General features: G+C 63.5%; 24 protein-coding genes. 14 read left to right on the forward strand and 10 right to left on the reverse strand.

Annotation, left to right across the window (positions count from 1 at the left end; translation table 11 throughout):
- Window positions 1–67 precede the first annotated feature (67 nt).
- On the reverse strand, window positions 68–598 hold the full coding sequence (locus AC6I6L_RS05455; RefSeq protein ID WP_497916697.1) for a DUF8215 family protein: 531 nt from the start codon (window positions 596–598) through the stop codon (window positions 68–70).
- 149 nt (window positions 599–747) lie between these two features.
- Between AC6I6L_RS05455 and AC6I6L_RS05460 the strand changes: the two genes are divergently transcribed.
- Window positions 748–1,830 carry a glutamate--cysteine ligase gene (locus tag AC6I6L_RS05460; protein ID WP_497916698.1) on the forward strand — a complete coding sequence of 361 codons (1,083 nt, stop codon included), beginning with the start codon at window positions 748–750 and terminating at the stop codon, window positions 1,828–1,830.
- A gap of 72 nt (window positions 1,831–1,902) precedes the next feature.
- The gene (locus AC6I6L_RS05465; RefSeq protein WP_497916699.1) at window positions 1,903–2,529 is read left to right on the forward strand and encodes a helix-turn-helix domain-containing protein; all 627 of its coding nucleotides are present in this window, start codon (window positions 1,903–1,905) and stop codon (window positions 2,527–2,529) included.
- A gap of 8 nt (window positions 2,530–2,537) precedes the next feature.
- On the opposite strand, the gene AC6I6L_RS05470 is transcribed toward AC6I6L_RS05465, so the two are convergent.
- Window positions 2,538–3,638, reverse strand: a complete 1,101-nt coding sequence (locus AC6I6L_RS05470) for a M24 family metallopeptidase (RefSeq protein ID WP_497916700.1) — start codon at window positions 3,636–3,638, stop codon at window positions 2,538–2,540.
- A gap of 256 nt (window positions 3,639–3,894) precedes the next feature.
- Between AC6I6L_RS05470 and AC6I6L_RS05475 the strand changes: the two genes are divergently transcribed.
- Window positions 3,895–4,749: a COX15/CtaA family protein gene (locus AC6I6L_RS05475; RefSeq protein ID WP_497916701.1), complete on the forward strand. Its 855-nt coding sequence runs from the start codon at window positions 3,895–3,897 to the stop codon at window positions 4,747–4,749.
- Window positions 4,750–4,875: 126 nt separating this feature from the next.
- On the opposite strand, the gene AC6I6L_RS05480 is transcribed toward AC6I6L_RS05475, so the two are convergent.
- The gene (locus AC6I6L_RS05480) at window positions 4,876–5,367 is read right to left on the reverse strand and encodes a metal-dependent hydrolase (RefSeq protein WP_497916702.1); all 492 of its coding nucleotides are present in this window, start codon (window positions 5,365–5,367) and stop codon (window positions 4,876–4,878) included.
- A gap of 131 nt (window positions 5,368–5,498) precedes the next feature.
- On the opposite strand from AC6I6L_RS05480, the gene AC6I6L_RS05485 reads away from it, so the two are divergent.
- The 3 genes from AC6I6L_RS05485 (at window position 5,499) to AC6I6L_RS05495 (ending at window position 7,786) form a co-directional block, all read left to right on the forward strand.
- Complete coding sequence (locus AC6I6L_RS05485; protein ID WP_497916703.1) at window positions 5,499–5,906, forward strand: CopG family ribbon-helix-helix protein; 408 nt, start codon at window positions 5,499–5,501, stop codon at window positions 5,904–5,906.
- A 401-nt stretch (window positions 5,907–6,307) separates the two neighbouring features.
- Complete coding sequence (locus AC6I6L_RS05490) at window positions 6,308–7,018, forward strand: helix-turn-helix domain-containing protein (RefSeq protein WP_497916704.1); 711 nt, start codon at window positions 6,308–6,310, stop codon at window positions 7,016–7,018.
- Between the two features lie 135 nt (window positions 7,019–7,153).
- On the forward strand, window positions 7,154–7,786 hold the full coding sequence (locus AC6I6L_RS05495; protein ID WP_497916705.1) for a uracil-DNA glycosylase family protein: 633 nt from the start codon (window positions 7,154–7,156) through the stop codon (window positions 7,784–7,786).
- Between the two features lie 28 nt (window positions 7,787–7,814).
- Here the strand turns inward: AC6I6L_RS05495 and AC6I6L_RS05500 are convergent, their stop codons facing one another.
- On the reverse strand, window positions 7,815–9,158 hold the full coding sequence (locus tag AC6I6L_RS05500; protein ID WP_497916706.1) for a J domain-containing protein: 1,344 nt from the start codon (window positions 9,156–9,158) through the stop codon (window positions 7,815–7,817).
- Window positions 9,159–9,332: 174 nt separating this feature from the next.
- Window positions 9,333–10,763, reverse strand: coding sequence for a DNA polymerase IV (gene dinB, locus AC6I6L_RS05505; RefSeq protein ID WP_497916707.1), 1,431 nt, complete (start codon window positions 10,761–10,763; stop codon window positions 9,333–9,335).
- Window positions 10,764–10,856: 93 nt separating this feature from the next.
- Here dinB and AC6I6L_RS05510 point away from each other — a divergent pair, with 93 nt between their 5' ends.
- On the forward strand, window positions 10,857–11,135 hold the full coding sequence (locus tag AC6I6L_RS05510) for a hypothetical protein (RefSeq protein ID WP_497916708.1): 279 nt from the start codon (window positions 10,857–10,859) through the stop codon (window positions 11,133–11,135).
- Window positions 11,136–11,177: 42 nt separating this feature from the next.
- On the opposite strand, the gene AC6I6L_RS05515 is transcribed toward AC6I6L_RS05510, so the two are convergent.
- The 3 genes from AC6I6L_RS05515 to AC6I6L_RS05525 form a co-directional block, all read right to left on the reverse strand.
- Window positions 11,178–11,783 (reverse strand): CBS domain-containing protein, encoded by a 606-nt coding sequence (locus AC6I6L_RS05515; protein WP_497916709.1) that lies wholly within the window; start codon window positions 11,781–11,783, stop codon window positions 11,178–11,180.
- Between the two features lie 91 nt (window positions 11,784–11,874).
- Window positions 11,875–12,636, reverse strand: coding sequence for a GTP cyclohydrolase III (locus AC6I6L_RS05520; protein ID WP_497916710.1), 762 nt, complete (start codon window positions 12,634–12,636; stop codon window positions 11,875–11,877).
- Between the two features lie 126 nt (window positions 12,637–12,762).
- Window positions 12,763–13,089 carry a DUF5785 family protein gene (locus tag AC6I6L_RS05525; RefSeq protein WP_497916711.1) on the reverse strand — a complete coding sequence of 109 codons (327 nt, stop codon included), beginning with the start codon at window positions 13,087–13,089 and terminating at the stop codon, window positions 12,763–12,765.
- A gap of 253 nt (window positions 13,090–13,342) precedes the next feature.
- On the opposite strand from AC6I6L_RS05525, the gene AC6I6L_RS05530 reads away from it, so the two are divergent.
- The 3 genes from AC6I6L_RS05530 (at window position 13,343) to AC6I6L_RS05540 (ending at window position 15,080) form a co-directional block, all read left to right on the forward strand.
- Entirely contained in the window at window positions 13,343–13,774 is a 432-nt protein-coding gene (locus AC6I6L_RS05530) for a hypothetical protein (RefSeq protein ID WP_497916712.1), read from the forward strand.
- On the forward strand, window positions 13,775–14,740 hold the full coding sequence (locus AC6I6L_RS05535; RefSeq protein WP_497916713.1) for an alpha/beta fold hydrolase: 966 nt from the start codon (window positions 13,775–13,777) through the stop codon (window positions 14,738–14,740).
- Window positions 14,741–14,942: 202 nt separating this feature from the next.
- Window positions 14,943–15,080, forward strand: a complete 138-nt coding sequence (locus AC6I6L_RS05540; protein ID WP_497916714.1) for a DUF7331 family protein — start codon at window positions 14,943–14,945, stop codon at window positions 15,078–15,080.
- 83 nt (window positions 15,081–15,163) lie between these two features.
- Here the strand turns inward: AC6I6L_RS05540 and AC6I6L_RS05545 are convergent, their stop codons facing one another.
- Window positions 15,164–15,622 carry a response regulator gene (locus tag AC6I6L_RS05545; protein WP_497916715.1) on the reverse strand — a complete coding sequence of 153 codons (459 nt, stop codon included), beginning with the start codon at window positions 15,620–15,622 and terminating at the stop codon, window positions 15,164–15,166.
- Between the two features lie 37 nt (window positions 15,623–15,659).
- Window positions 15,660–16,880, reverse strand: a complete 1,221-nt coding sequence (mct, locus tag AC6I6L_RS05550; RefSeq protein WP_497916716.1) for a succinyl-CoA:mesaconate CoA-transferase — start codon at window positions 16,878–16,880, stop codon at window positions 15,660–15,662.
- A 154-nt stretch (window positions 16,881–17,034) separates the two neighbouring features.
- Between mct and glmS the strand changes: the two genes are divergently transcribed.
- From glmS to mch, 4 genes are read left to right on the forward strand one after another with little or no spacing between them, the layout of a single operon-like run.
- Complete coding sequence (gene glmS / locus AC6I6L_RS05555) at window positions 17,035–17,475, forward strand: methylaspartate mutase subunit S (protein ID WP_497916717.1); 441 nt, start codon at window positions 17,035–17,037, stop codon at window positions 17,473–17,475.
- Window positions 17,476–18,909 carry a methylaspartate mutase subunit E gene (locus AC6I6L_RS05560; protein ID WP_497916718.1) on the forward strand — a complete coding sequence of 478 codons (1,434 nt, stop codon included), beginning with the start codon at window positions 17,476–17,478 and terminating at the stop codon, window positions 18,907–18,909.
- The gene (locus AC6I6L_RS05565) at window positions 18,909–20,186 is read left to right on the forward strand and encodes a methylaspartate ammonia-lyase (RefSeq protein WP_497916719.1); all 1,278 of its coding nucleotides are present in this window, start codon (window positions 18,909–18,911) and stop codon (window positions 20,184–20,186) included. Before AC6I6L_RS05560 ends, AC6I6L_RS05565 begins: the two co-directional genes overlap by 1 nt.
- Window positions 20,179–21,306: a 2-methylfumaryl-CoA hydratase gene (mch, locus tag AC6I6L_RS05570; RefSeq protein ID WP_497916720.1), complete on the forward strand. Its 1,128-nt coding sequence runs from the start codon at window positions 20,179–20,181 to the stop codon at window positions 21,304–21,306. The genes AC6I6L_RS05565 and mch overlap by 8 nt, the downstream gene beginning before the upstream one ends.
- The last annotated feature ends 13 nt before the right edge of the window (window positions 21,307–21,319 follow it).

Consider the following 21,319-nt stretch of genomic DNA (forward strand, 5'->3'; position numbering starts at 1 on the left):
AGTGAACACGGTACGATCGGAAAACAGCGGTCGAGAAATCGCGTTTTTCGCGGCAGTTTTGGCGGCGCTACCGATTGTGAACCGCGTCGTAAGTCGACTCCCCGAGTCGCGGGAACGAGAGCATCGCGCCGGCGGAGATGGCTGCTGCGAGTACGAGCGAGAGTGGGGCGACACCGACCAGGGATGCGATTGCGACGCTACCGAAAGAAGCGAGCGTGAGCACGACGTTGTAATAGACCAGTCGGAGAACGATCAGCGAGGGTTTGATCGAGACCCAGCCGAGCGTGTCCGTCGCGGCGGGTTTGATCCAGCCGCCGCGGATCGCCGTCCCGACGGCGACCATCGTCATCCACGCGACGAGACCAGCACCGACGTGTCCGTAGCCGCTACTTTCGGGGACTGCCATGATTACGAACAGCATCGGAAGCGACAGCACCGACACGAAGCCGAAAATGTGGCTGGTGTCGTGGAGGAACTGTCCGAACCCGTTCTTTTCGGCCCGGGCGAGGCTGCCGTACCCGTACCAGGTGCGGCGCGTCGACGTGTACGCGGGCTCTATTTGCCGCCCCGGATTCTCTCGGTCCCGCTTCATGCCCATACGGGACCACTACGGAAACGGACCGTATAAAAACATCCGCTCTCGCGGTGTCAGCAGTCGCCGCTGGCGCGTTCGATCGACCGCCGGCTGTATCCAGTTCCCAACCGACTCCAAACCGTATTTACTGTTTGGGACGAAAGCTCCTCACGATGGAACGCGGCTCGCGGGACTCGTTTACGCGAATGGGCACGCTCGGGATCGAAGAGGAGTGTTTCGTCGTCGACGAACGCGGACGGCCCACGAGCGGGACCGACCAGCTCGTCTACGAGCACGACCCGCCGGCGATTCTCGAGGACCGACTCGACCACGAGCTGTTCAAGTTCGTCATCGAGACCCAGACACCCCTGATCGAGGAGCCGGCCGACGCTCGCGAGTCGCTGCTCGAGATCCGAAAGGCCCTGGTCGATCACGCCGACGCACACGGGTTCCAGATCGCCGCCGCCGGTCTCCACCCACTCGCGAAGTGGCGTGAACTCGAACACGCAGAAAAACCCCGGTACCGATCGCAACTCGATCGAATCCAGTATCCACAGCACAGAAACACTACTACCGGAGTCCACGTCCACGTCGGCGTCGACGACGCGGACAAGGCGGTCTGGATCGCGAACGAGCTGCGGTGGTACGTCCCGATCATGCTCGCCCTGTCTGCGAACTCGCCGTACTGGAACGGATTCGATACCGGTCTCCAGTCGGCCCGAGCGAAGATTTTCGAGGCCCTCCCGAACACGGGAATGCCGACGCACTTCGAGGACTTCGACGCATTCGATCGATTCGAGCGCCGGATGCTCGAGACCGATGCGATCGAAGACCGAGGCGAACTCTGGTACGACGTGCGCCCGCACACCGCACACGGAACGGTCGAACTGCGAACTCCGGACGGACAGGCGGATCCGGACGTTGTGATGGCTTTCGTCGAGTACGGACACGCCCTCGTCGAGGCGCTTGCCGAATCCTACGAGGACGGTACGAACGGCCACCGCCACCGGCGGGAACTCTTAGACGAGAACAAGTGGCGAGCGATCCGCCACGGCCACGAGGCCTCGTTTATCGAGCGCGACCTCGGCGGCACCGTCGACCTCGGGGAGGTCGTCGACCGCGAGTGCGAGCGACTCGGCATCGACGGGATCAAACGAGTCTACGATCGCGAAAGCGGCGCGAGTCGACAGCGACGGTTGCGCGAGCAAGAGGGAGTCGACGCGCTCTGTGAGTCGTTGCTGTTGCAGACGGCCTAACGTTATTCGCGCTCGAATCGGCCCCACAAAGGTTTAACTTCGCACGAAACTTTGTCCTCCACGAGAGGACGCATGGCTCCAGACGACACCGACGAGGACCGAGTGGACGAGACGGGCAGAGACGAGACCGGCGAACGGTCACTCGATGCACTCGAGTCCGGAGACGGCGACAGCGACGGTGAAGGGGTCCGTTCGCAAGCCGTCGAAGAGGTCGACCAGCGAATCGTCGACCTCCTGTCGTGGATTCTCGATACGGAAACGCGAGCCAAGATCTACGTCCACCTGCTGGCCAATCCGGGAAGCACCTCCGACGAGGTCGCGAAGGGAACAGGGCTGTATCCGAGCACGGTCCGCGAAGCGCTTGCCGAACTCCACGACGAGGCGCGCGTGAGCCGCGAAAAGCGCGCGAGCGAGGGTGCGGGCAACAACCCCTACGAGTACACGGCGATCCAGCCGAGCGAACTCGTTGGCGGCGTCGTCGACCAGGTCCAGCGAGAACTGAACACTATCTTCACGCTCGATCGAGTCGTCGATCGAGAGGACTCGTCGACACCGGCCCTCGACGAGCAGGTCGAACCAGTAACGATCACCGTCGACGACACGACGCCGACGATCGACGGCGACGACAGCGTCGAGGTCGGGACGGTCGACGAGTCCGGTTCCGACGAGGACGACGGAACGATCGACGACGATCGCTGACGCTGTTTTTACTCCCCGAGTTCGAGTACGTCTGGACGATCGAACTCCCGGTCTCGATCGACGGCTTCGACGGTCGTCGTCGGCCAGTCACCCGTCGTGGCTGTCAGCACGTCGATCCCGTCTTCGGTCACGAGATGCGTATCCTCACTTTTCGCTCCCTGGACGGTCGGGTTCCAGGCGTAGGCCATGGGCACCGTGACGGCCGCCTCGTGGTCGGGCGTCGCGATCCACTCCCGACCGGCGAAGCCGGCGGCTCCGCCCTGGTGGTGGTGTTCCCACTCGCCGTCGTAGCCGAGGGCGTCGTAGGCGTCCTGAATCGCTGCGAACACGTCGCCGGCGGTGCCGTCGTTCGCGGCAACTTCCTGCGTGGCCGCGAGCGCGGTCGCTTCGACTCTGGCGGCGCTCACGTGGCGATCCTCGAGCCACGAGGGCGGATCGAAGGCGACGGTTCGGGTACAACTCGCGTGGAGACCGTGGCGCTGTGCCGTCACCGAGAGGAGACAGTACCCCCCGAGTTCGGCGGTACTCGGCGTGTAGTGGCGATACTGCTGTGCGCGCTCTTCGCCGCCGACGAGCACGACCGGGACCTCGATGTTTCGGGCCGACAGCGCGACCCGCAGCGCCGAGGCGACTTCGTGTTCGGTGTCTTCGGCGCGAAGCTCCCTACAGACGGACTCGACGGCCGCTGCGGTCTCTCGGCCGAGTGCCCGATACCGCTCCCGATCGCGCTCGGTCACCGGCTGGCGCAGCGATGTCGCATCGACCCGATCGAAGCCGGGAACGTCGATGTCGGCGGTTCCGCGCTCGCCGGCGTCGGTGCGGTCTGCGATCGCTTCGCTGAGGGAGGACGCGTGCCACGAGAACTGCTCGACCACAGGGTCCTCGAGGTCGGGCAATTCTTCGGCAACGATTCGGTCGGCCTCGATATTGTTCGCGACGACGATTACGTCCTCGCCGTCGTAGCCAACCGCCGCGACGCCGGCGTCCCCTTCGCGATCGACGACGTTGTTCCCGCCGGTCAGCCACGCAAAGGAGTTCGGCCGAGCAAACCAGACCGAATCGAGATCGGTCGCATCCAGATACGCCGCGAGTCGCTCACGCTTGTTCATGCGAAAGGATAGCGCGGCCGACTCTTGAATCCGACGAACGCTCGTCTACCGGGCGGAGAGACAGGTTGGCTGGCCGACTCGTTGCTCCGGGCAGGTGTGCGGTCAGTCACTCGATCGCAGGGATCCGCCGATTGAGAGTCGATCGCGAAAGCTGGCAACCGGCGCAGAAGGCCCCCGAGAACGGGCAATCCACGTGGGGAATCCCGAAACTCGGGCAACATAAGTACGGCTGGTCCTAAGCCCCGCGTGAACGCCCGTGTCGTCCGATAGTCACTCCACCAGATTGGGGCTTCGCTCGCTGATCGCCAGGTTCGGCTTTCCACACCTCCTCGCGACGACGCTCGTGCTGGTCGCGGCGACGATCCTCCTCGGTATCGCCGCGAAGGCGACGGGGTCGGGGCTGGCCTGTCAGGCCAACTGGCCGCAGTGTGACGCCGGTCCGTTCAACCTCCTGCCGGCTAACCTCCCCAGTTTCTACGAGTGGATTCACCGCTTCGTCGCCATGTTCGCCGGCTTCGCGATCATCGGATCGGCCCTCGCAGCCTGGCGATCGCCGGAGATCGATCGTCGAGTCGCATCGCTGGTCGTCCTCGGGATGTTGCTGACGCCGGTGCAGGTGTATCTCGGCCGCGAGACGGTCCTCCAGTACCAGATGGACATCCTCTCGTTGCACTTCTGGACGGCTGTGACGATCTTTTCGATGTACGTGGTCGCGACCGCACTCGTCTGGAAGTCGAAGCTGACCGGCCGACACGTTACCGGCGCACTCGGCCTCGGTCTCCTTTCGTTGCCGATTCACGTCGCGCTCAGTCCGACCGATATCGGCGTCGTGGGGAGTTACTCGCCGACGGTTCAGTTGCTCCAGTACGGTGTGACGCTCACGCTTCTCGGATCGGCCATCGTCGCCACGATGGTCGGGCGCTGGCGATTTGACGACCGGCGGTTGGTCGGCCTACTGGGCGTCTCGACCGGACTCGCATTCGCCGTCGCCTATCTTGGCCGCCGGGCCGTCATGACGTTTAGCCCAACGCTCGATTTGCTCTACCTGCTCGGGACCGTCGTTCTCGTCGGTGCCTTCCTCGTCGGCATTCGTCTCAGTCGAACCGTCTGACCCTGAAACTCGGTCTCTTACCGCGGTGCGGGACGATTTTCACGGTGAGGGACGAATTCCACGATGAGGCCCGAATTCCACGGTGAGATCCACCCGGCGTCGACCGACGCTGGAGCTGGCGATATTTCAGCCGCCCGTCGAAACGACTATTGCTCCCGCAAGGGCTGCGAGGACGCCGATACCGAACAGCGCGTAGTTCGCGATCGGGTTGCCGGCGGTGGTCACGTCGAACGTAACTCGTCGGTTCGAAATCGGCCAGAACGGGCGGATACCCATCGGCGTCAACGCATCAGCGAGGAGGTGTGAGCCGATCGAGAGCGCGCCGACGAGGAACGCAAACGAGGCGACCATCGCGTCGACGACCGGCGAGGACGAGGCGACGAGCACAGCGGCCGTTGCAGCCAGACCCACACCGACGAGCAGCGCGAATCCCACCGTGTGCGTCGGACCGCGGTGGTCGATCGCCGGGAGCCGGGTGTCGACGTCGGGCATCGTCGACAGGGCGACGCAGACGACTGCGCCGACGATCGCAGCCGCCTCGTACCCGGCTACGGCGACGGCGACGCCGGCGGGTGCGTAGACCACCAGCGCCGCCCCGTAGTGGCCGACTCGATACATTTACGACGAGACAGAGAGTCCAGCGATGCATAAATCCACGACATTGTTCGCGAACATATCGTCAGACGCCGGCTGGACGGTCACTCGGCTCCGACCGCTACACATTTTCCAGTATCGCTCGAAAGACCGGTATGCGAACGAGTCTGAACGTCCCCGAGGAGATGCTCGCGGAGTTCGATCGAATCTGGCAGGCGGAGGGGCTCGATTCGAGATCACGAGCGCTTCGGGAGGCGATCCAGGAGTACGTCGCAGCCCACCATCAGTTAGAACAGGCCCGCGGAACGGTCGCCGCGACCGTCGTCTTCGATTACGTCCACGACGAGATCATCGACGATCTCCACGAGATTCAACACGAGTTCCAGGCGGCGATCGATACGACCTGTCACGTCCACCACGGAGAGTGGTGTCTCGAGGCGATTTTCTGTCACGGTCCCGCGAGCGTGATTCGATCGCTGGTCTACCGGCTGAAAGACTTCGACGCAGTCGGTCGGGTTGCGGTAACGGTGCTAAGAGACGAGTCGCTCTCGACCGACCTGTAATTCGTCCGGACCCCGAGTCGAAATACCGTGACTCCGACTGTCGATCGACCCAGAGCAGTCCGGGATTGTTGCCGTTTCATTATCAAGGAATACGGACCGTTGGGACGAGCAGACGAGCGCTCCGACGAGCGAACAGGCGATCAGGAACGGACAGTAAGCGGACGGGTCGTCAAAAACGGACGGCGACCGGTAGGTCAGAAACGGGCTGCGACCGACAGATGAGAATATAAAGGACTTCGATATCCAACCCGCTGATTCTTACTACTACGAGAGAATGTCTGTATCTCAATGCTCTCCCGTATGCGGAGTCGCCCGCGCTGTTCGTCGAGTGGATCCGAACCGATTGCGATAGGTAATCCGTTTTGCGTGGCCACACGCACGTTGGTGACGGGCGTTCGTCGATGACCGTTATCGCGACGATCGCGGTTCCGTCGGACGAGTTTCCCCTCGGTACGATGTTCGAGGACGCTTCAGAGGCGACCGTCTCCGTCCAGACCACCGTTCCGGCGAGCGACGGTGCCATTCCCTACCTCTGGATCCCGATTGACATCGCTGATTCGATCGTCGACTCGCTTTCGGACAATCCGACCGTCACCGACGTGACCGTCGTCGACGAGACGGAGGATCACGTGCTCGTAAACCTGACGTGGACCGATCGCGTCAACGGTGTCCTCGAGTCGATTCACGAGAGCAACGCGCTCGTCACCGGCGCCGTCGGCACCGGCGACCAGTGGACGTTTCGCCTTCGCTTCCCTTCTGACGAGGACCTGACTGCGTTTTACTCGGAATGTGTCAAACGGGACATTTCGGTCGAACTGGTTCAGGTCCACGAGGCGGTCCGTCCGGGCGACGACGATCGATTCGGCCTCACCGCTGCACAGCGCGAACTCATCGTCGGGGCCTACGAGGAAGGTTATTTCGAGGTCCCGCGGTCGACAACACTCGTCGAACTGGGCGACCGGTTCGAAATCTCAGATTCCGCCGTCTCACAGCGGCTTCGACGGGGACTCAAGACCCTTATCGATTCGACTGTGCTGGTAGATCCAGCGTCACCACCGATCCCCAGTAGCGAGCCCAGTACGGATTTCGACGAGCACAAAGACGTTCGATAACCCGAAGCCTGTCTCTGAGAATACCGAACAACGAACAACTCCCGTCGATCCGAATTCGATTCGTTCGGTTCCCGAACGAACCGGTATGCGGTCTCGATCGCGGCGGTTATAGGACGCGAACTCGTTCGTCCGATCGTGCAAAACGTCACCGACAGGACGAGCAACCCGTTCGGCATGCGACCGCCGTTCGACCGGAGCGACTCCGGTGATCGAGTCGCCGTCTTCGGCTACGGTGACGCCAACGCGGACTTTCACGTCATTGGCGATCATCCGGGAGTTCACGGCGGGATGTCGAGCGGCGTGCCGTTTACCGAAACCAAATCCGGGTGGAGGATCCGGTCGATCCTCGAAGCGGTCGGCTTCGTAAACGGGTCGACGACTCGCCCCGTACTCGACAACTGCTTCTGGAGCTACATCCACATGTGCACACTCCCCGGCGGCCGGCCGCCGACGGACGCGGAATACGCCGACTGCGAGCCGTTTCTCGATGCCGAACTCCGGGCGATCAACGCCCACATCCTTCTCCCGGTCGGCGAGCGAGCGACCGATCGCGTTCTCGAGTCGTACACGACCCAGCGCGGCCGACTCGATCTCGATATGGAGGCGCTTCATGCCACTGAAATCCGCGGTCGCGGGTTCATGGTGGTCCCAATAGCGGAACCGGAAACGTGGACCGACGGCGATCGGGAGCAACTCATCTCGCGACTCGAGTCGATCCTCGCAAGCGACTACCGTCAGACGAAAGGCGTCGCAACGCTGGTCGGGTAGGCCGCAGGAACCGGGGTTGAGCCGCTGTTCACCGCCCAAATCGCTTCCTGATCGACACCCGGAGAGGGAGTCCCAGCGCGCCGACGAGCGGGACGACGACAAACGCGATCGCCTCCATCGGCAGCGAGTCGACACCGAAAGCGACGGCGGCGAACCCGATCGTCGGCGCGAGTACCGAGAGCACGTAGAGATACGACGGCGACCAGCCGGGCAACTGGTGGGTGCTGTGGACGACCACGCCGAACAGCACCGGCATCAGCGCTGCCCCCGCGAGCAGCGGTCCACCGAACAGCGTCGCCGCCACGCCGATCGCGAGCGAGACGACGATCGTCTCGTCGATCGTGACCGACCCCCACGTGTCCTCTCGCCGGACGAGTCTGTGGAGGCCGACGAACGCGAACGCGGTCAGCACGATTCCGGCGAGCAGCCCGTACCACTCGGGCCGGGCCAGCGGCGGCGTCACGAGTTCGACCGTCGCGACGAATTCGAACGGACTCTGGATTCCGTACCGTTGTGTCGAGACTGCATCCCAGAGGGCGGCCGGCTCGGTCCCGATCGCGGTCAACTCGGTCCACAGTTGCCCCAGGGGGTCAGCGTTCTCGCCGGCGAAGTGCCCGAGGCCGACGACGTAGGTGAGCACGGAGAGCCAGATCAGCGGCCACGCGAAGTTCTGGCGACGCCACCACTGAACGACGGGATTGTCCTCGAACCGGCCGTTCGATCGCTCCGTCGGGGTTCCCCGTCCGGACGCGCCGGCGGTTCCGCGGGCCGTTCCGCTGGCGGTCGATCCGGCGTCCGGAGTCGTTCCGGCTGTCGTCGTTCCCGCCGCAGTTCTGGCCGTCCCACTCGAGTTCGTGGCCGTTCCGGCCGCAGTTTTCCCCGCTCCGGCTGTGGTTTTACCGCCGGTCGTCCCCGTTTCGGATGCGCCAGTCTCTGTCGCCGTCGCTCCGGAGCCACCGGTACCTCCAGCCGTCGATCCAGACGCTCCACGAGACCTGGTCCCCGATCCGGTCCGTGAACTCGCGGTCGATCCGGCCGACCCAGCCGTCGCCGCCGACGCGTCCTCCTCGCGCGACGCCTCGTCGGGGGAGTCGGTGGAATCGTCGCTGCTCTTCCAGACGTCCGGCGAGGGAATCCCGCTCGTTCGCTTCGCGACGTAGGTCCTGTGACCCAGTCGATCGTACGCCTGTCGTTCGACGGGATCGCCAAGAATGTCGTAGGCCTTCTTGACGGCGGTAAACTGCGCCTGCGCCCGATCGTCGTCGTTCAGGTCCGGATGGTAGACCCGGACCTGTTCGCGATACGCGTCCTTGATCTCGTCCTGGGACGCGTCAGAAGGTATCTCGAGAAGGTCATAAAAGTCCTCTGTCATATGAGAGTCGGGCTCTGTGTCGTGTGGGCTGTTTGTCACGCGGCGGTATATGTCCGCTGAATTTCGAGTCGGTTGATCTGCGCACTGGAAGTAATTGGTTATTTCGGCCGAGAGCGGGCAGCGCCCACGATCCACCACCGTCAACACCTCAACACGCACGGGTATCGATCGCGCTCAGGAGAAATCCGTTAACGACGACTGACCCGGCTCGCGAACCTGGCGATCGCGATCGTCCGATTCGGCTCCAACCTCGCTATCGGAGTCCGCTGCGGTTTCCTCGCTGAAATCGTCCGGAGATGCTGTGGTGAACGCGTCCAGTGTCGGGTCGGTCGATCGGTCCGGACGACGTTGCTCGGGGGGCTGATCGCCCGGTTCCGTGCTGGCCGAACCAGGTTTCACGGCGCGCCCGCCGCTAGAGTCGGCGGTCGTGGCGCTGTCCCACCCGTCGAGACTGGTCTGGTCTGCCCTCGAGAATTCGAGGTTCGCGACGCGAACGCCGAGTTTGCGCACCGGCTCGGACTCGAACTCGGTAAACAGGTCTCGGGCGACTCGGTCGACCAGTTCCGGGTCGTCGATCGGGCCGGGAAGCGATCGCTCGCGCGTGTTGATGTCGTACGGCGGGAGGACCGCTTTGACGCCGATCGTCCGGTACAGCGCCCCCTCCCGCCGTGCGCGCTCAGCGACAGCCGCCGCGAGGGTTTCGAGTAGGTCGTACTTCGGTTCGGGTTCGGAAACCGGGTCGGCAACGGCCGACTCCCGCGAGAAGCTCTTCGGGTCCCCTTTCGGTTCGACCCGTCGGTCGTCCTCGCCGCGGGCCCGATCGTAGAGTTCGCGCCCGCGTTCACCGAACCGATCGACTAACGGGGCGGGGTCGGCGGCCGCGATGTCGCCCGCCGTTTCGAGGCCCATCTCCCGGAGTTCCCGCGCCGTGACGGGACCGACGCCGTGGACCAACTCGACGTCGAGCGGCGCGAGAAACTCCCGGAGCTCGGCCGGCCGGACGACGGTGAGTCCGTCCGGTTTGTCGAAGTCGCTCGCGATCTTGGCCGCGCTCATCGTCGGCGCGACGCCGACGCTGACCACGACGCCGACATCCCGCCGGATGCGGTCTTTGATGTGGCGGGCGAACCCGTCCGCGACCTCCCAGGCCGTTCGTTCGGTCACGTCGAGGTACGCCTCGTCGATGCTCACCTCGCGGACGACGTCGGCACAGTCGTGTAAGATCTGCTGTACCTCCTCGGCGATCGACTCGTAGTACTCCATGTCGACGGGGCGATAGTGTCCGGTGGTCTCCGGAGTCAGCTCCGGATCGTGATCCTCGGCGTCCGGATCGAGCGCCGCCCGTCGGGGCAGTCGCTCGAGTGCGGTCGAAATCGCCTGTGCGCTCTCGACGCTGAACTCGCGGGCCTCGTAGCTCGCCGTCGCGACGGCTCCGATCGTCTCGCCAGGCTCGTATCCCATCCCGACGACGACGGGATCGCCCCGTAACTCTGGCTCGCGGAGTCGCTCGCAGGCGGCGTAAAAACAGTCGGCGTCGACGTGGCAGACGATCCGCTCCTCGTCGGTTTCGTCCTCGACGCCGGGTAGCTGGGGGCCCTCCGCCATCCGTCGTTCGATCGGTTCGGGCGAACCGTTGTGAACGTTGCGCCCGCGGCGATCGATCGCCGGAGCTATTTTCCTCCCGGACCCCGATACGGTATGGAACCGGGGCGATTTCTCTCCGTGTCGTTTCTCACGCTCGGGGTCGTGACGCTCGTACACGCGGGGCTGGAACTGGCGTTCGTCGGGCGCGGGCGATCTGCGCTGGCGCTTGGAGCCGTGGGTGCGTTGTGGTGTGCCATCGCCGGCTACCGTATTCGGACTCGCGGGAAAGAACGGCGGCCGGACGAGTTCGGCGTCTGGACGTACGGTATCGTCCTCCTGATCGGTGGCTACGTCGCGTATCTCAGTTTCTGGGTAACGCTCCAGGTCGTTTGAATCGGTCCTTCCCGCTCGAACCGGCGGGGTCGACGATCCGTCTCAGACCGACCGACAATCCGGGCAGACCAGTTGCCCGTTGGCGTCCCGAAGCGAGTCCGCGAGCGAGCCACAGGCCTCACAGACGCCCTGGGTCGAGAACTCGTCGCCGCCGTTTGCCAGCAGTTGGTCGTCCGGGCCGTTGCCGACCGACGTGACGAGATCGTCGATCGATCGGTCCCGATCGAACGGCGGATCGTCGGCGGCGCTCGCGGCGACCGTCCCTCGGAACGACCCCGCGGCGGTGATGACGTCTCGCTGGGTGAGGACCCCGAGAACGTCGCCGTTCTCCTCGACGACGATGTTGCGGACCTCCTGTCGCCCCATCATCGCCGCGACGTCCGCGAGCGATCGCTCCGGCATCACGCTGATGATCGGCGTGGTCATGACCTCGTCGACGGTCGTTTCGGCTGGTTCTCCTTCGTCAGCAACGAGTCCGAGGACGTCCCACTCGGTCATGATGCCCACGGGTTCAGTGCCGCGGATCACGAGCACGCAACTCGATCGCTCGTCGCGCATGAGGCGAACGGCACCCAGGACGGTGTCGGACTCGCTGACCCCGACGTATTCGGTCGTCAGGACGTCCCTGACTGACAGTTCCGATTCCATATGATAACAATACCCACAGGTGGGCTAAAAGCTACCCCCGGCACGTTTAAGCCAGTTCACGCTGAATTTCAAGGGATAGCACAGCGAGTCGCTACCAGCCGAGTTCGACTCGCGTCCCGTCGGCTCGACAGGTTTCGAGCGCATGCTTTGCAGCAAAGCCGGCTTTGTGTGCACTCACGCCGCGACCGACCCCGACCTGCAACTCGACGCCGGCCGTCTCTTCGACGTGGTGGATCGCGTCCTCGTACTCGGGTTCGTCGAGGTCCGGGCAGACGACGATGATGTTGTCGCCGCCGACGAAAAAGGCGAGACTATCGTGGGCCGTGCGCATGTACCGCATGAGCGTCGCGTACCCCTGTTCGATCTCGATGAAGCTGTCGTAGGCGTTGAGTTCGTCGGTGTACTGGCCGGTCGCGTTGATCACGTCGAAGTGGGCGATCTGGACGTCGTCGTCCGTTCGGTAGGCGTCGTCGATTCCTCGTCCGTCGAGAATTTCACGCCGGTTTTTGTCCTGTGCGCTCCCGGCGTCCTGAATTCCCGCGGTGGCGTCGGCCAGCGCCTGCACGGGCGTCGTGCCGGTCGCGACCCCGAGGCTCAAGGTGACGGGATACCGGTTACCGACGGACTCCTGTAAGAGTTCGTGATCGGCCATCGAGAGCCCGTTCGTGACCGCGATCATGTTGTCGAAACGCGTAAAGAACGTGTACCCGTCCCGGTTGCCGACGAACTGGGAGATGTCCGCGTACAGGCGAGATTGCAGCGTCTGGAGGTCCGCCTCGCGGCGCGGTTCCGGCGTCACCGTCCACGGCCCGTAGTTGTCGATCTGGACCAGCGTTACCTGCGTGTTAGTCACGATGTGAGAACGTATCGAACGCCCTCGTATAAGTGATACGTAATCCAGATTCGTGATGCAGCGTCTGGGGCGTGCTCGATCGCTGGCCGAAAATTCGATCGCTAGCTGGGAAACCGATCGCTGGGCTTACGCGGGTTTTTTCTCGGGATCGCTGCCTTTCGGGTGGTAGTCCCAGAACTCGCCGGCGCGCATGGCCGCGCCGACGGCCTTGTGCATATCGACCATCGTCTCGAACTCCTCGGGTTCGACGTACTCGAAGATGTCACTGAGTGCGACGACTTTCTTGTAGTTGACTCTGATCGGGTGGTCACCGTACTCCGCGACGAACTCGTCGCGGTTCATCGGGAAGTCTTCCTCCTCGTCGACTTTGTCCGCGATGATCCGCATGTCGAACTTGCGCATGCCCTCGCTGCCTTCCTCGCCGTCCGGATCGTGTGGCCAGTCCCTGCTCATACGCTGACGTGTGCGTGGGTCCCGCAAAAGCGTTACTCTCTCGGCGGCCCGTTCGTTGCACGCCAAATCGAATCTATCGAACGGAGCGAGCATCTCGAGGACCGGCGGAACGGTGAGAAACGGGAGAGGCTGATGTGCGATCGTCGGCCCGTCGCGGTTCAACGCGCCGTCCTCTCTATTTTTCTGCGTGCGTTTATGATAGAGATTACTGTGTGAGATTCATTACCCAGATGGGTGCAGGTTGCCGTGCGTTATGGCAACTGAAACTGAATTCGCAAGTCACGAGTGGTGGGAATCGTTCAAAGAAACGGTCAACGACGACCCGGAGATGCAGGTCCGGGGACACAACAAATTCAACGAGAACTTTTACGTCGAAATTGGCGACGAACGCGTCCTGATCGAGATGCACGGGGGACGGGTATCGGAGATCGTCCCGAACCCCACGATGAATCACCGATGGACCTTCGGCGTCGAAGGCGATCGCGAGACCTGGGAGGAGTTCGTCCAGGAGACACCGCCGGCGTTCAACCACGAAATTATCGCCTCACACTATCGATCGGCGGTGCGAAACGAGGACGGCCACCTGCAACTGACCGGCGACAACAAAAAGATCTTCCAGAACCTGCGTGCGTTCCAGCGGACGCTCGATCTGATGCGAGTCGCATACAACAACGGAGGAAATTAAATGAGCACCAGCTACCAGCCCGGCGACGTCGAACCGATTACTGGAAACTACGTCCACGCGGAGGTCGAAGGCGTCGACCACCGAATTTATTTCGAGGAGGCCGGACCCGAAGACGGCGTCCCGCTGCTCTGTCAACACACGGCGGGGAACAACTGCCAGGAGTGGCGTCACCTCTTGGCCGACGAGGAGATCACCGACGAGTTCCGCGTCATCGCTCACGACCTCCCCTACCACGGCAAGTCCGTCCCGCCGACGAGCCAGGAGTGGTGGACCGAGGACTACACGATGACCGCAAAGAAGTTCACCGAGACGCTCGTCGCGATCGCCGACGCGCTCGAACTCGAAGATCCTATCTACATGGGGTCGAGCATGGGCGGGAACATCACGCTCGAACTGGCCGACTGGTACCCCGATCGGTTTCAGGCGCTGATCGGTCTCGAGTGTGGCGCACACAGTCCGGGCTTTTACATCGACTGGCTCGACCATCCCCACGTCAACACGACGGAGGTCAACGCCTACGCCTGTTGGGGGCTGATGGCTCCCCAGAGTCCCGAGCAGTTCCGCCGGGAGACGATGTACCTCTACGAGCAGGGCGCGACGGGTGTCTTCAAGGGCGACCTCTACTACTACTCGGTCGATCACGACTACCGGGACAAACTCGATCAGGTCAACGCCGACGAGTGTCCCCTCTACATCGTCAACGGCGAGTACGACTACCTGACGACGCCCGAGGACGGCCGCCAGACCGCGGAAGGGATCGGAGAGGGCGCAGTCGCCGTCGAGATGGCCGAAATCGGCCACTTCCCGATGAGCGAGCATCCGGAACTGTTCAACGCCTACCTTCGGGAGATCCTCGACGACGTCACCGGCGATCGCGACGACGATCTCCCGGACGTGCTAACCGCCGAGGACGTGGGCATCGAGTTCCACCCGCCGGGACCGACTCGAGAGAAACCTGCAGACTAACCACGCAAACGGTGATCACGCTGTAGCTCGGCCCGCTGCAGTTCGATCGATCGCAGTTGATCGTGACCGAATAATCACATATAGAACTTAATTTTGGCTGAAAAAAGGCGTTCTGGGAAAAACATCCCTTTCAGTAACTGTTTTTCAACCCACAGTTTGCAAAAGGTTTATATTTTCTGTGCCAAGTTCACAACCCACACCAATGGACAATGTTCCGGAATCACATGGACAGTGTGCCGCCGCCACTCTCGATGATGGGTCCGTCCGGATCTACGACGTCAAAAACGAGGACGCCTGGATTCGGTCAGATGTGGCGATCAAAACGGCCTGGAAAACGTAATTTCGGTCTCAAGATTGCCGAGGGAGCGTTCGAGGTAGCGTCTCTCGACCATCGAAACACAGACGGAGTTACAACGATCCGTATCAACCGTCCGTCGATGATTGTCGAACGATCGCGAGCCAGAAATCCTCCACCGACTGGACGAAATCAATGAACTCCTCGGGTTCGACCGGTTTTCGGATGTAGTGGTCCGCCTCCAGATCGTGCGATTTGACGATGGATTCGCCGGCGGCCGAACTGGTGAGGACGACGAGGGGAATCTCGGAGAGTTCGGGTTCGTTATTGAGTTCGGACAGAACGTCCATGCCACTTTTTCCGGGCAGTCGTGGCTCGAGCAAAATGAGGTCGGGACGTGGATCGTCTGCATGGGGACCGCGCTGATGGACGAAATCGAGCGCGGCCTCACCGTCGGTAACGGTATGGAGACTCGTCAGTAATTTTGCCTCTTCGAAGGATTCGGTAAAGAGGCGGGTATCTCCGGGGTTGGGTTCGATCAGCAAAATTTCGATCGGCCCCGTATCCCGCTCGTTTTCCGAGGTCATCACCGGTACTACTAATTGACGTACTATAACGGTGCGTTCAGTCGAGTTGACCAGTTCGTTTCCCGGCCTGATCCGTCACTTGGTCGTCCGCTGCCGTCTCAGCATCCGCTTTCGTTCCCAGAATCTCCTCGCGGTGTTCGTCGAGCAGCGGCGCACGCCCGCGCGGTTCGGGGTTCGTCTCGGTCATCTTGATCGGACTGCCGGCGATTGCGACCTCCCGATCGCTGCCGGGCTGTTCGACGGGCACGAGCATCTCCCGATCGTGGACGTGTGGGTCCTCGAAAATGTCGTCCGTGTTCTGGACGGGGGCGACGGGAACGCGGCCTTCGAGTAACGCGACGAGTTCGTCGTTCGTGAACCGGGCGGCCCACTCCGCGATCGTTTCGCGAAGCGACTCGCGGTGGCGCATTCGATCGGCGGGGGTGGCATACTCCTCGGCGAGTTCCTCGCGGTCCATCGCTGTACAGAGCTCGCGCCAGTGGTTGGTGCCGAAGGCGGCGACGACGGCGTACCCGTCGGCGGTCTCGAAGGCGTCGTAGGGGAACAGCGTCGGGTGGGAGTTCCCCCGGCGAGTCGGGGCCTCGCCGGTGTAGGAGTGCTGGTAGATCGCTCGCTCGGTCATGCTGAGCATGGAGTCGTACATGCCGGTATCGACGTACTGGCCCTCGCCGGTCTGTGCGCGGTGGTTGACCGCCGCGAGGATACCGATACAGTTCAGCGTGGCGGTAAAGAGGTCGCCGATGCCGGGACCGACCTTCGTCGGTGGGCCGTCCTCCTGGCCCGTGATCTCCATCACGCCTCCGAGCGCCTGCGCGATGAGGTCGAAGGATGGCTGGCCCTGGCGGTGCGTCTCGCCCGTCCGCGGGTCACCGAAGCCCCGGATCGAGGAGTAGATGAGGTCAGGGTTGTGCTCCCTGAGCGTCTCGTAGGCGAGGTCGTACTTCTCCATCGTCCCCGATCGGTAGTTCTCGACGACCACGTCGGCCTCTTCGACGAGCGAAAGGAAGTCCGTTCGATCGGTCTCGTCGCCAAAGTCCAGTTCTATGCTCCGCTTGCCGCGGTTGACGCTCTGGAAGTAGCCGCCGTAGGCCTCCTCGTCGGCGTTCTCGACGAACGGTGGGTTCGATCGTATGAGGTCCCCACCGGGACGTTCGATCTTTACCACGTCCGCGCCCATGTCCGCGAGTAACATCGTACAGTACGGGCCGGCGAGAACCTGGGTCAGATCCAGCACGCGGAGGTTCGACAGTGCGCCCATGTGACCGCCTCTTTCCGGACCAGGAGCAAAACCTTTACTATTGATCATGAGGATTTGTGATTGTGTGCCAAGGGGGCACTGGAAGGCTGTTTAAGGAGTATTATCATGGAAGATCATTAACTTTATAGTGTGCTCGGTCATGGGTTGGAGTACGATGTCCCAAACGGTCGTCCTCGGCGTGATCGGCTCGGATGCCCACGTCGTCGGAATCACCATCTTAGAGCAGGCCTTCAGCGCAGCTGGCTTCGACGTCATCAACCTCGGTGTCCAGACCTCCCAGGAGGAGTTCGCCGAGGCGGCGGTAACCCACGACGCGTCGGCTGTACTGGTCTCCTCGCTCTACGGCCACGCCGAGCAGGACTGCCAGGGATTCCATCAGGTCCTTGCGGACGCGGGCGTCGAGGCCACCACCTACATCGGTGGCAACCTCGCAGTCGGGCAAGACGACTTCGAGCAGACCCGCAGAACGTTCCGCGAACTCGGGTTCGATCGCGTCTTCGACTCCGAGACGGATCCCCACGAGGCGATCGCTGCCCTCAAACAGGACCTCCAGATCGCGCCGACCGAAACTGAGCGCGCCACTGTCAGCTCGTAAATGATACGCGACGAACGCATTCCCGGCGACGAGCTACGGCGCATCGACGAGGAAATTCGATCGAACTGGCCCGCGGGGGCCGACGTCGACTTCGAGGAGGCGATCGCCTATCACGAGTCGCTGCCCGCCCGCAAGCGCTTTGCCGACGTGCTGGAGTCGGCCGACGCGCCGCTGTTGCAGCCACGGGCCGGCGTCCCCAGACTCGACGACCAGATCGACCTCCTCGAGTACCTCCACCGCGAGGGCCAGGCCGACCTCCTCCCGACCACGATCGACTCGTACACGCGCGACAACGAGTACGGGAAGGCCCAGGAGGGACTCGAAAACGCCCGCGAGACGGGCGAGGATACCCTGAACGGCTTCCCGGCGGTCAACCACGGCGTCGACGGCTGTCGCACCCTGATCGACGCGATCGACGCGCCGATCGAGGTCCGCCACGGCACCCCAGACGCCCGCCTTCTGGCGGCGATCACCTTCGCCGGCGGCTTTCAGAGCTTCGAGGGCGGCCCGATCTCCTACAACATCCCCTACACCAAGCGCCACGGACTCGAAGAGACGATCGAGAAGTGGCAGTTCGTCGATCGGCTGGCAGGCGCGTACACCGAACGCGGCGTCCGAATCAACCGCGAGCCGTTCGGTCCGTTGACGGGCACGCTCGTCCCGCCCTCGATCGCGATCGCCATCATGATCGTCGAAGGGCAACTCGCGGCGACCCAGGGCGTCCGATCGATCACCCTCGGCTACGGACAGGTCGGCAACGTCGTGCAAGACGTCGCCGCGCTGAACTCCCTGAAAGAGCTTGGCAACGAGTACCTTCCCGACGAGGTGTGTGTCACGACGGTCTTCCACGAGTGGATGGGCGGCTTCCCGCCGGACGAGGCTCGCGCGAACGGCGTCATCGGCCTCGGCGGGATGACCGCCGCGATCGCTCGACCCGACAAGGTCATCACCAAATCCCCACAGGAGTTCCAGGGCGTGCCGACCAAGGAGGCCAACGCCGCCGGCCTGCGAACGACGCGACAGGTCATCGACATGGCGATCGAACAGCAGATCGATATCGACGGTATCGCGGAAGAACAGGATCTGATCGAGCGCGAGACGCGGTGTCTGATGGATACCATCTTCGAACACGGCGACGGCGACGTCGTTCAGGGAACGGTCAAGGCGTTCGATTCGGGCGCACTCGACGTGCCCTTTGCACCCAGTGACAGCGCGAAGGGCGCGATTCTCCCCGCTCGCGACGACGACGGGCGTGTCCGTATTTTCGAGTGGGCCGACCTCGCAATGGACGACGAGATCAAGGAGATCCACAGGGCGCGGCTCTCTCAGCGCGCGGCGACGGAAGGCCGCGAGCAGTCGTTCCGAATGGTGGCAGACGATGTCGACGCGATCAGCGACGGCAAACTCATCGGACGACCGAGGGGTGATGTCTAATGCGAATCGAGCGCGTTCACGCGACGCCCGGCTACGCTGGGTTCTTCTTCGACGACCAGCGCGCGATCAAGCGAGGAGCCGAACGCGACGGCTTCGCCTACGAGGGCGACCCGGTCACGGACGGCTTCGACGAGATTCGCCAGGCCGGCGAGACGCTCATCGTCGACCTGGAGCTGTCCGACGGAACCGTCGTGCGCGGCGATTGCGCGGCAGTCCAGTACTCCGGTGCCGGCGGACGCGACCCGCTGTTTCGCGCCGCGGAGTACGCACCCGTCGTCGAGGGACCGGTCGCCAAGACGCTCGTCGGTCGCGACGCGAGCGCCTTCCTCGCGAACGCCGACCTGCTCGAGGAACTGGACGTCCAGGGCGATCGACTCCACACCGCGATCCGGTACGGCGTCTCGCAGGCGTTGCTGGCCGCGGCCGCCGAAGCCGAGACCACGACGCGCACGGACGTGCTGGCCGACGCGCTCGGAACTGAGCCCGCGACGGAGCCGGTGCCCGTGTTCGGCCAGTCGGGCGACGATCGGTACACCAACGCCGAGAAGATGTTCGTCAAGGAGGTTCCCGTCCTCCCGCACGCGCTGATCAACAGCGTCGAGAAGATCGGCGAGAGCGGCGAGACCCTGCTCGAGTACGTCGACTGGCTCGCCCGCCGATCGCAGGAACTCGGCCCCGACGGCTACCAACCCCGGTTCCACATCGACGTCTACGGGATGATCGGCGAGATGTTCGGCACCCCCTACGATCGCGCCGAGGTGATCGACTTCTTCGCCGCACTGGAGACGGCCGCCGCGCCGTACCGGATCCAGATCGAGGGACCGATGGACGTCGGCGATCGCACCGCCCAGATCGAGGCGATGGTCGAACTCCGCGAGGGACTTGCGGATGCGGATATCGGCGTCGACATCGTCGCCGACGAGTGGTGTAACACCTTCGAGGACGTTCGCGCGTTCGTCGACGCCGGCGCGGCCGACCTCGTCCAGATCAAGACCCCCGACCTCGGCGGCATCCACCGCAGCGCCCAGGCCGTCCGCTACTGCGAGGGCACCGAGACGCGAGCCTACCTCGGTGGCACCTGCAACGAGACCGAAACCTCCGCACGCGCCTGCGCCCACGTCGCGCTCGCGACTGACGCCGCGCAGGTGCTCGCAAAGCCCGGCATGGGCTTCGACGAGGGATACATGATCGTCGAGAACGAGATGCGACGGACGATCGCCCGGCGAAATCGAGACCGAACCACGACCGATACCGACGAAATTACCGCAGATGACTAGGGAATCGTCACACGATTCCAGTACCGGGAGCGGGGAGCGAAGCGAACCGCGACCGATCGACTGGACAGATCCCGACACGTTTGCACAGGCGCTCGAACAGGTCGAGACGAAAGCGAAGGGGAACTGCTTCGAGGACTTCACGGAGGGCGAGATGATCGAACACGACCCCGGGCTCACCCTCACCCGGTGGGGCAACGAGGCCTGGATGAGCCAGACGCTCAACCACGATCCGGCCTACTGGCGGACCGACACCGCCCGAGAACGCGGGTTCGACGAACCGCCGGTCCACCCTGACTACCTCACCGCTGCGACGCTCGGGGTCACGGTCGAGGACCTGAGCGAGAAAGGCGGCTACTTTCTCGGGCGTACCGACGTCCGATTTCCGGGGACGCCGGTCTACACGGGCACCGAACTTCGCGTCGAGAGCGAGGTCGTCAACACGGCGACGTCCAGTTCCCGACCGGAGTACGGCATCGTCACCTGGCGAACGCGCGGCAGGGACGCCGAAACGGACGAGGTGCTGTGTTCGTACGAACGGACGAACATGATTCCGCGACGCGAACCCGTCGCCACCGACGGTAGCGGTGTCGCGCCCGCCGAAGGAGACGGCGACGACGGCCCCGACCTTCCCAGGGAGTTCGTCACTCCGGACGGTGGTTACTTCGAGGACTTCGCCGCGGCACTCGACGAGGCGGACGATCGGGACGCCGCCGTCGCCTACCGCCACGAGCGCGGCCGAACACAGGACGACGTGACCGTCGCCGCGCTCCCGCTCGCGACGCTCAACACGGCCAAACAGCACCACAACGCCGACGTCATGGCCGACTCGCCATCGGGCGACATCGTCACCTACGGCGACGTGACTCGATCGACCGCGCTCGGCCACGCCCGATCGGACGAGCGGACCTGGCGCGAGGCCGGCTTCGACGACGAGCAGTTCCACACGTTCGTCACACCGGGCGACACCGTCTACGCGTTTACGCGCGTGCTTGACGCCGAGAACGACGCCTCCAGCGACCGAGCAGGTACCGTTACCTTCGAACACATCGCGTTCAACCAGCACGACGAGCCCGTCTACTCGGGGACGCGCACGGCCGAGATCCGAAAGCGAACCCGCTGAGACGATCGATCGA

The organism is Halosolutus sp. DAT137 (assembly GCF_059736405.1).

What these genes read in the sequence shown, in the direction of transcription:
- AC6I6L_RS05565 (WP_497916719.1), top strand. Translation starts at nt 18,909, where the DNA reads ATGCGAATCGAGCGCGTTCACGCGACGCCCGGCTACGCTGGGTTCTTC.
- AC6I6L_RS05540 (WP_497916714.1), top strand. Translation starts at nt 14,943, where the DNA reads ATGGACAATGTTCCGGAATCACATGGACAGTGTGCCGCCGCCACTCTC.
- dinB (WP_497916707.1), bottom strand. Translation starts at nt 10,763, where the DNA reads ATGGCGGAGGGCCCCCAGCTACCCGGCGTCGAGGACGAAACCGACGAG.
- AC6I6L_RS05460 (WP_497916698.1), top strand. Translation starts at nt 748, where the DNA reads ATGGAACGCGGCTCGCGGGACTCGTTTACGCGAATGGGCACGCTCGGG.
- AC6I6L_RS05490 (WP_497916704.1), top strand. Translation starts at nt 6,308, where the DNA reads ATGACCGTTATCGCGACGATCGCGGTTCCGTCGGACGAGTTTCCCCTC.
- AC6I6L_RS05525 (WP_497916711.1), bottom strand. Translation starts at nt 13,089, where the DNA reads ATGAGCAGGGACTGGCCACACGATCCGGACGGCGAGGAAGGCAGCGAG.
- AC6I6L_RS05535 (WP_497916713.1), top strand. Translation starts at nt 13,775, where the DNA reads ATGAGCACCAGCTACCAGCCCGGCGACGTCGAACCGATTACTGGAAAC.
- AC6I6L_RS05470 (WP_497916700.1), bottom strand. Translation starts at nt 3,638, where the DNA reads ATGAACAAGCGTGAGCGACTCGCGGCGTATCTGGATGCGACCGATCTC.
- mch (WP_497916720.1), top strand. Translation starts at nt 20,179, where the DNA reads ATGACTAGGGAATCGTCACACGATTCCAGTACCGGGAGCGGGGAGCGA.
- AC6I6L_RS05465 (WP_497916699.1), top strand. Translation starts at nt 1,903, where the DNA reads ATGGCTCCAGACGACACCGACGAGGACCGAGTGGACGAGACGGGCAGA.
- AC6I6L_RS05530 (WP_497916712.1), top strand. Translation starts at nt 13,343, where the DNA reads ATGGCAACTGAAACTGAATTCGCAAGTCACGAGTGGTGGGAATCGTTC.
- AC6I6L_RS05500 (WP_497916706.1), bottom strand. Translation starts at nt 9,158, where the DNA reads ATGACAGAGGACTTTTATGACCTTCTCGAGATACCTTCTGACGCGTCC.
- mct (WP_497916716.1), bottom strand. Translation starts at nt 16,880, where the DNA reads ATGGGCGCACTGTCGAACCTCCGCGTGCTGGATCTGACCCAGGTTCTC.
- AC6I6L_RS05560 (WP_497916718.1), top strand. Translation starts at nt 17,476, where the DNA reads ATGATACGCGACGAACGCATTCCCGGCGACGAGCTACGGCGCATCGAC.
- AC6I6L_RS05480 (WP_497916702.1), bottom strand. Translation starts at nt 5,367, where the DNA reads ATGTATCGAGTCGGCCACTACGGGGCGGCGCTGGTGGTCTACGCACCC.
- AC6I6L_RS05545 (WP_497916715.1), bottom strand. Translation starts at nt 15,622, where the DNA reads ATGACCTCGGAAAACGAGCGGGATACGGGGCCGATCGAAATTTTGCTG.
- glmS (WP_497916717.1), top strand. Translation starts at nt 17,035, where the DNA reads ATGTCCCAAACGGTCGTCCTCGGCGTGATCGGCTCGGATGCCCACGTC.
- AC6I6L_RS05510 (WP_497916708.1), top strand. Translation starts at nt 10,857, where the DNA reads ATGGAACCGGGGCGATTTCTCTCCGTGTCGTTTCTCACGCTCGGGGTC.
- AC6I6L_RS05455 (WP_497916697.1), bottom strand. Translation starts at nt 598, where the DNA reads ATGGGCATGAAGCGGGACCGAGAGAATCCGGGGCGGCAAATAGAGCCC.
- AC6I6L_RS05515 (WP_497916709.1), bottom strand. Translation starts at nt 11,783, where the DNA reads ATGGAATCGGAACTGTCAGTCAGGGACGTCCTGACGACCGAATACGTC.
- AC6I6L_RS05485 (WP_497916703.1), top strand. Translation starts at nt 5,499, where the DNA reads ATGCGAACGAGTCTGAACGTCCCCGAGGAGATGCTCGCGGAGTTCGAT.